General features: G+C 43.4%; 1 protein-coding gene. It reads left to right on the forward strand.

Annotation, left to right across the window (positions count from 1 at the left end; all coding sequences use genetic code 11):
• Positions 1-561: DDE-type integrase/transposase/recombinase (locus tag ACYQ2O_RS12510; RefSeq protein ID WP_459796741.1), on the forward strand; the 561-nt coding region annotated here is incomplete at its 5' end.
• Positions 562-774 lie beyond the last annotated feature (213 nt).

Raw genomic sequence — 774 nt, forward strand, 5'->3', positions numbered from 1 at the left:
GAAACCTATATCCGTATCGGCGGAAAATGGCACTACCTGCTTTTCTTTTTTGACGCTGTGAATAAGATTATCCTGTCTGATCACATTTCTGCTCACAGAGATACAGAAGCGGCGATTGAAGCCTTGCGTGAAGCCCTTATCAAAATCAATCATCCCGAAGAACGGGATGACATCAACTTTATCGTTGACGGTAATCCGATTTATTTACTGGCTCAACAATATTTTGCCAAACATGACGTGCCCTTTGATGTGACTCAAGTGATTGGTTTAACGAATGGAGACGACGTCTCCAGAGAATACCGCTGGCTGAAACAAACCATTGAACGATTAAATCGGTCATTTAAATCCGATTATCGTGTGACGACAGGGTTTAAAAGTCTAAACGGTGCAGAAGTACGTGTTACTTTGTTTACGACCTTTTATAACTTCTTACGCCCACATGAGGCATTGGATTATCACGTGCCCGTACCAATCCCAGAAGTCCAAAAGCAACCACATATGCCAGCGAAATGGCTGAAAATCATTGAGCTCGCACAGACGTATGTGCAAAGTGTCGCCTGATTTGGCACCTGATCCCGAAGTGGTCTACATCAGCACGAAAAAGAACATGAGCATTTGGCAAAGCGAACCCTTGACAAACCGAACTTTTGAATGGTTTAAACTGGTTAAATTCAAGGGTGTATTTGTCATGCCTTTGATTTGTCTACCGTCACCCTTGTGACCTTAACTGAAACCATTCAAGTGTTTGTCAAGGGCAAATGCGGCTCCGATTGG

It is taken from the genome of Alkalibacterium sp. m-11 (assembly GCF_054658155.1).